This is a genomic window from Microcystis sp. M113S1, from assembly GCF_020246945.1.
Taxonomy (GTDB): Bacteria; Cyanobacteriota; Cyanobacteriia; order Cyanobacteriales; family Microcystaceae; genus Microcystis.
Genome location: NZ_JADBSA010000268.1, coordinates 1 through 6,879 on the forward strand (window position 1 = coordinate 1; position 6,879 = coordinate 6,879).

General features: G+C 43.0%; 5 protein-coding genes. 4 read left to right on the forward strand and 1 reads right to left on the reverse strand.

What is annotated here, in order from left to right:
* Positions 1 to 541 (forward strand): DUF4351 domain-containing protein (locus IM319_RS13515; RefSeq protein WP_287735923.1); only part of this gene is annotated, 541 nt, incomplete at its 5' end.
* A gap of 53 nt (positions 542 to 594) precedes the next feature.
* Here IM319_RS13515 and priA read toward each other — a convergent pair.
* Entirely contained in the window at positions 595 to 3,084 is a 2,490-nt protein-coding gene (gene priA, locus IM319_RS13520; protein ID WP_287735924.1) for a primosomal protein N', read from the reverse strand.
* A gap of 689 nt (positions 3,085 to 3,773) precedes the next feature.
* Between priA and IM319_RS13525 the strand changes: the two genes are divergently transcribed.
* The 3 genes from IM319_RS13525 (at position 3,774) to IM319_RS13535 (ending at position 6,475) form a co-directional block, all read left to right on the forward strand.
* On the forward strand, positions 3,774 to 4,907 hold the full coding sequence (locus IM319_RS13525; protein ID WP_287686006.1) for an RNA polymerase sigma factor, RpoD/SigA family: 1,134 nt from the start codon (positions 3,774 to 3,776) through the stop codon (positions 4,905 to 4,907).
* Positions 4,908 to 4,991: 84 nt separating this feature from the next.
* On the forward strand, positions 4,992 to 5,297 hold the full coding sequence (locus IM319_RS13530; RefSeq protein ID WP_287686007.1) for a ribbon-helix-helix domain-containing protein: 306 nt from the start codon (positions 4,992 to 4,994) through the stop codon (positions 5,295 to 5,297).
* Between the two features lie 17 nt (positions 5,298 to 5,314).
* Positions 5,315 to 6,475: an aminotransferase class V-fold PLP-dependent enzyme gene (locus IM319_RS13535; RefSeq protein ID WP_287735925.1), complete on the forward strand. Its 1,161-nt coding sequence runs from the start codon at positions 5,315 to 5,317 to the stop codon at positions 6,473 to 6,475.
* Positions 6,476 to 6,879: the final 404 nt, after the last annotated feature.

Sequence of the window (6,879 nt, forward strand, 5' to 3'; positions counted from 1 at the left end):
ACCCAATTGGGGAGAGGGGGTTTATTTTCTCCCGCAAGGGTTAGGTACAGCTATTGTCGTCATTCATCAATTACCCGAAACCTCAGAGACATTATGGTTAAGATTATTAGGTAGAGGAGGAACAAGAGAGAGAGCCATTGACGAATTAGAGAGATTATCGCCGAATGCTCCTCTAAAATCGGCTTCTTTAAACTTATTGTATAATTTGAGTAGAAATCTAGAAGCGTTATCGAAAAAAACACAGGAGGATAGGCAGTTTATTATGCGTTTAGCTCCACTTTACCAACAGGATAGAGAACAAGCGATTCAAGAGGGACTTACAAGAGGACTACAGCAAGGGGTACAACAAGGTATTCAACAAGGAAGACAACAGGGAGAAGCGTATTTACTCATTCGCCTTCTTCAGCGACGTTTCGGGGAAATACCCCAGAATCTAGAAGAAATCATCCGCAGCCTTCCTGTGGAGCGATTAGAAGACTTAGGACTCGCTTTATTAGACTTTGACACCTTGACAGATTTAGATAACTGGTTGCATTCGTGAGCAATAGCGATCTCGCGTAGCGAGCGCGTTGCGAGCGCATCATCCATCCTTGATTATTCTATAGTTAACGGATCCACATCGATCGCCATACTTACCTTGGGTAAAACTAAGCTTTTCAGAGGACGAAAAAGACCACCAATATCAGCCTTGTCTCCCGATGATTTTAACAGAATTTGCCAGCGATAACGGTTAGCCACGCGCATAATTGTCGCGGGTGCAGGTCCCAAAATATCCCAATCGGAACCGAAATTATTAACACATTCCTCCGCTACATTTTCGGCACTTTTCTGCACCGCTTCCCCATCTAAACCACTAAAACGAATTAATACCAAACTACCGTAGGGAGGATAATTTAAACTCTCTCTGTGCATTAATTCCGTCTCGACAAAACCCTCATAATCGTGGGTTTGCACTGCTCTAATCACGGGATGTTCGGGGGTATAGGTTTGGATAATGACCTTTCCTTCTCTTTCTCCCCTTCCTGCTCTCCCTGCTACTTGAGTGAGGGTTTGAAAAGCGCGTTCGGAGGCGCGATAATCGGAGTGATAAAGTAAGCCATCGGCTGCCATTACTCCCACTAGGGTAACTCGATCGATATCTAATCCTTTGGTGAGCATTTGGGTTCCGACTAGGACATCGAATTCCCCATCAGTAAATTGTTTTAATAGTTCCCGGGGAGCATTTTTATTGCGGGTGGTATCACTATCAAAACGCAAGCAACGCAAATCAGGAAATTCTTTGGTTAATTCTTGGGTGACGCGCTGAGTGCCAGTACCGAAAAATTTCAGATAGGGAGAACCGCATTCAGGACATTGTTTCGGATGAATGCGACCATAGTTGCAGTAGTGACAGCGGAGTAATTCTTGCGCTCCCGGTTCGGTGTGGTGGTAGGAGAGGGAGACATCACAGTGGGGACACTCCAGCACATAACCGCAACTTCGGCAAGATACAAAAGTACTATGTCCCCGACGACTGACGAATAAAATTCCCTGTTCTCCCTTGTCGCGCAGGGTTTCCAGAGATGAACGCAGGGATTGACTAAATAGGGAACGATTGCCTCGTTGCAATTCCCGTCGCATATCGACGATTTCCACCCGCGGTAAGGGGCGATTTTGGATGCGATCGGGCAAAGATAGGTAAAGACAGGGATTATCTTGAGATTCTAGCCATGTTTCTAAAGATGGCGTGGCCGAGCCTAAAATTACGGGACAATGGTTTAATTGAGCGCGCCATTTAGCCACGGTACGCGCGTGATAGGTGGGAAGTAATTGGGTTTGTTTAAAGCTGCTATCGTGTTCTTCATCGAGGATAATCATGCCTAGGTGGGGTAAAGGGGCAAAAATCGCCGATCTCGTCCCGATAATGACTTGCGGGGTTCCTGTTAACATCTGTCGCCATGTATCGTATCTTTCTCCTTCCGAGAGGGCGCTATGATAAACATAGACTCGATCGCCAAAACGGGCCACAAAGCGATCGGTTAGTTGCGGTGTTAATCCAATTTCGGGGACTAAAACCAAGGCAGATTTACCCGCTGCTAAGATAGGTGCGATCGCCTGTAGATAGACTTCTGTTTTACCCGATCCCGTCACTCCGTGTAAGAGGACGCTTTCACCACCTTTCAGGTTTTGAATGGTTTCTATTGCCTGTTTTTGGCTAGAAGTGAGGGTTTTTGGTTGATCCCTGCTCATAATCGCCGAGGATAAGCGCAGAAATTCCCGATCCTCAATCACCACATAACCCTTGTCAATGAGCGGTTTAAAATGTTTTGTCCCCGCAAGTTGTACCAATTCCGGCAGCCACATTTCTCCTCCCTGATGACGGAGAATTTCGACAATTTTGCGCTGATTTTCGGTTAAATCAGCAGGAAAGTCGGTTATTAGCAGGGTAATGGCTTTTTTTTGTTTAATATTGGTACTTTTGGGTGCTTCTAGATAACTTTCCACCCAACCGCGCTTAACTAAGTCTCGAATACCGTAATTAGCATTTTTTAGTTTTTCTTGCAGGTATTTCGCCGAATAATCGCCTTCTTTTTGATTTTTGAGCAGGGATAAAATCTGACGGGAGAGGGGAGTACAAAAAACTTCCGCACCGGGGGGAATCGCATCGGGTTTTAATCTGATGCGACGTTGGGAACTTCGCAGTAAACCCTTGGGTAAAGCGACGCGAACAACGGTGATTAAATCGGTAGCGTAGTATTGGGCGATTTTCGTCAATAACTGCCAATAATTATCAGGAAAAAAACCCTTAGTAATCACATCTTCCACGGGACGAATTTGATTTTCTTCTAGTCCTGGGGGCAAATTTTCGATAAATCTGAGGGCAATTCCCCCAATTACCTGAGAACCAAAGGGAACGCTTAAAATATCGCCGATTTCTACCGTTAAATACGGGGGGATACTATAGGTTAATATTTGCTCATCCTCTTGACTATCTCTAGGATAAGGACGATCGACCAAAACCTCTAACCACAGTTGCGGGGTGGTGGTTAATTGGTAGGGTGTGCGAGGTTCCGCTACAGTTAGGGTAGCATGGCGATCGAGCATGGTTATCAGTGATCAGTGAGGGGTTGGGGGTTGGGGGTTAGGGGTTAGGGGTTGGGGGTTGGGGGTTGGGGGTTGGGGGTTAGGGGTTGGGGGTTGGGGGTTGGGGGTTGGGGGTTGGGTGTTAGGGGTGAGGGGTTGGGTGTTAGGGGTTGGGGGTTGGGGGTTAGGGGTATTTAAATTATAGTTTAAAGCTTGAGGGGAATAAAACTAGCTAATTTTCTCTAAAAACAGTTTAAATATTGCTTTTTTGCTCACAAATTTGCATTTTTAGCTCTTGCAGTCTCCCCAAATGATAATTATTGGCTATTAGCTATTTAATGAAAGCATAGTTAGGGGAAAGTTGAGAATAGTTCTCAATAGGAAAAGCGAAGAATAGTAATAAAAAGCTGACTGCTATCTTGATTGTTAAGAAGCGTGATCTTTACCTAGTCAAATACCGAAAACCTTAGTTAGAGTGTATGAGTAGAAACACAAAAAGTTCCTCCCATTCACCAGAAAATCTTATTGTCTGGTTCGGCGATTTGTAACCATCGACACAGAATACCACAATTATATCCCAGAAATGGCCGCCATTAATTAAGAAAACGTTTAAAAAATCTGCTCCCCGAAAATTCAATGTAACAATCAGCCCATTGGGAGAAACCGAGTTTTTCCCCGCTATTATAATCCCACTCCATCCATAACTGCTTATGAAAATCTCTAAACTAGCCTCTGATGATAATTTTAATCAAATCATTGCCCTGGAGACAAGTCCTTTAGAACTAGACAGCGTGGATTTTGCTGAAAGAACTGACGAAGATCTGACTGAACCTTTACCGGAAACCCTAAAAACCACTCGTGGGGGTAGTGGAACAGGATACGCTCAAGGTAACAATGAAGATACTGTTGGGGCATTTTTTAAAGAAATGGCCCGTTATCCCCTGCTTAATGCGGAAGAAGAAATTGAATTAGCCCACTCGGTTAAGTTTCTCATGGAAGCGGAAGAAGTGCGCCAAAAACTGCAAGAAAATTTACATCGTCCCCCGACGAAAACGGAATGGGCAAGTGCTTTACAATTAGATAATGAACGTCAACTGGAAAACCGTCTTTATCGGGGAAGAGCAGCTAAACGGAAAATGATTCGTTCTAATTTGCGCTTGGTGGTTTCTATCGCTAAACGCTATTTAAATCGCGGAGTTCCTTTCTTAGATTTAATTCAAGAAGGTGCGATCGGACTCAACCGTGCGGCCGAAAAATTCGATCCCAATAAAGGTTATAAATTCTCTACCTATGCTTATTGGTGGATTCGACAAGCAATCACCCGCACCATTGCTAACGATGCGCGCACGATTCGTTTACCGATTCACATTGTCGAAAAACTCAATAAACTCAAAAAAGCGCAGCGCATTCTCAAGCAAGATTTACAGCGCAATCCCAATGAACGGGAACTCGCAGAAGCGTTAGAAATGACTCCTGAACAATTGCGGCAATTATTACAATTGCGTCGTCAATCTCTCTCTTTAAATCATCGTGTAGGGAAAGGAGAAGATACGGAATTAGTGGATCTGTTGGAAGATAATGATCTACAACTTCCCGAAGATAAAATGAATGAGATGATGATGCGTCAGGAAATTTTCGCAGTTTTAAGTGATGTTCTCACGGAACGGGAAAAAGATGTTATCTCCCTCCGTTATGGTTTAGCTACCAGTCAACCCTACACCCTAGAGGAAGTGGGGGGAATGTTCAATTTATCTCGCGAACGAGTACGTCAAATTCAAAGTAAAGCGATGCGAAAATTACGTCGTCCTCAAGTTGCTCGTCGTCTGAAAGGATGGTTACATTAATAATTTTTTCTAACTCGTTCTCTCCTCTCTCCTCTTTCTGGGAGAGCTTTTTTTGTCGATACCCAGTAGATGGCCATAATACCTATGAACCTACATCTTACCCCACAACAAGAGCATCTAATCCAAGAGAAAGTGAAAACGGGAAAATATCAATCTCCCGAAGATGAATACGAACAAATAACTGATGCAGAATGGAGAGAAGATATTCGGCAAAAAATAGATGAAGCTATCTTTGCATCAGAAAATCATCCTCTCAGAGATGGAGAAACTTTTGTCACTGAAATTATTCATCGTTTTCAACCCATGGGTGGTTATGTCATAAATATACTAGCTAGTCAGAAGCTGAATATAATAGGCAATTTTTCAGCTATTTTTTCTAGTTTTGAATAATTTGAAATTAATTCAATATGTCTAAAAATTCTTGGTTAATTCCCGACAATATTTATTTTCTCAACCATGGTTCCTATGGTGCAACCCCTAGAATAGTCTTGGATTATCAGCAACAATTGCGGGAACGAATGGAAAGGCAGCCTTTAGCATTTTTGGGGAGAGAATTAGAGGGTTTATTAGATATTGCCAGGCAAAAATTAGCGGATTTAGTCAGCGTCAATAGCGATGATTTAGTCTTTGTTCCCAATGCAACCACAGCAGTGAATGCGGTATTAAATTCCTTAACTTTTCAGGAAAATGAGGAAATTCTGATCACCGATCAGACCTATAATGCTTGTGCTAATGCAGTTAAACATATAGCTAAAAGATGGGGTTTAAAGGTAATTATCGCTAAAATTCCCTTTCCCGTGCAGTCTCCTTTAGAAATTAGTCAAGCAATTTTAGCATCAGTTTCTCCCCGGACAAAATTAGTAGTTTTAGATCATGTCACCAGTCCCACGGCCTTAATTTGGCCAATCGCAGAAATTGTGCAAGAATTAAATAATCGGGGTATTGATACTCTCATCGATGGCGCTCATGCTTTAGGTTTTTTACCCCTTAATATCGGGGCAATTAATCCCACCTATTATACTGCTAATTGTCATAAGTGGTTATGTAGTCCCAAGGGGGCTGCTTTTCTCTATGTGCGCGGGGATAAACAGGCAATAATTCGACCTTTAACTATTAGCCATGGAGCGAATTCTCCTCGACAAGATCGCTCCCGTTTTCAGTTAGAATTTGCTTGGATGGGAACCGATGATCCCAGTGCTTATTTATCAGTGCCAAAAGCGATCGAGTTTTTAAATTCTCTCTCTATTGATGGTTTACTGGGTCTGATGGCGAGGAATCGTAATTTGGTTTTAAAAGCCAGAAATTTGCTTTGTTGTGCCTTAGAGGTCAATTATCCCTGTCCAGAATCGATGATCGGATCGATGTCTTCAATTCTAATTCCTAGTTATGCTTGGGCAGCAGAAGATTTATCTAGACAACTGTGGGAAGAATATCAGATTGAAGTGCCGATAATTCCTTGGGGAGAAGCATCATTAATTGTTAGGATTTCTGCTCACTACTATAATTCGATCGAGCAGTATGAATATTTAGCTGGGGTTTTAAATTCCTTGCTATTTGGGCAAAGATAAGCTGGGAGCATCCCACTCTTAATAATGTTGTTTTTAAGAGTGGGATGCAAAAATTGAGTTTTTCAGGGGTGTTTTCGGCGTTGCGGGGAGCGGGGAGAAACAATCCATAACCGAGTTTTTAAAGTTCGATTGGGAGTTAATGATGCTATTAAAAATGGATTTGGTATCAAATCCGATCCCTGATAGCTGTCTCGGAGTCTCGAAGTCTCGACTAGGAAATTAATTTTGCACGACTACTTAGGGTCTGCTGAAAAAGTTTTTCGGTGGGGGTTGGGGGTTGGGGGTTGGGTGTGGGGTGTGGGGTTTTACCCATTTTCAGGTGGTCAATTACCTAATTTTCAGGGAAAAAGTCCCTGAATTTTCCCCCCAATCACTCCAAGGGTCGGCACTTTTTGAGGGAAAAA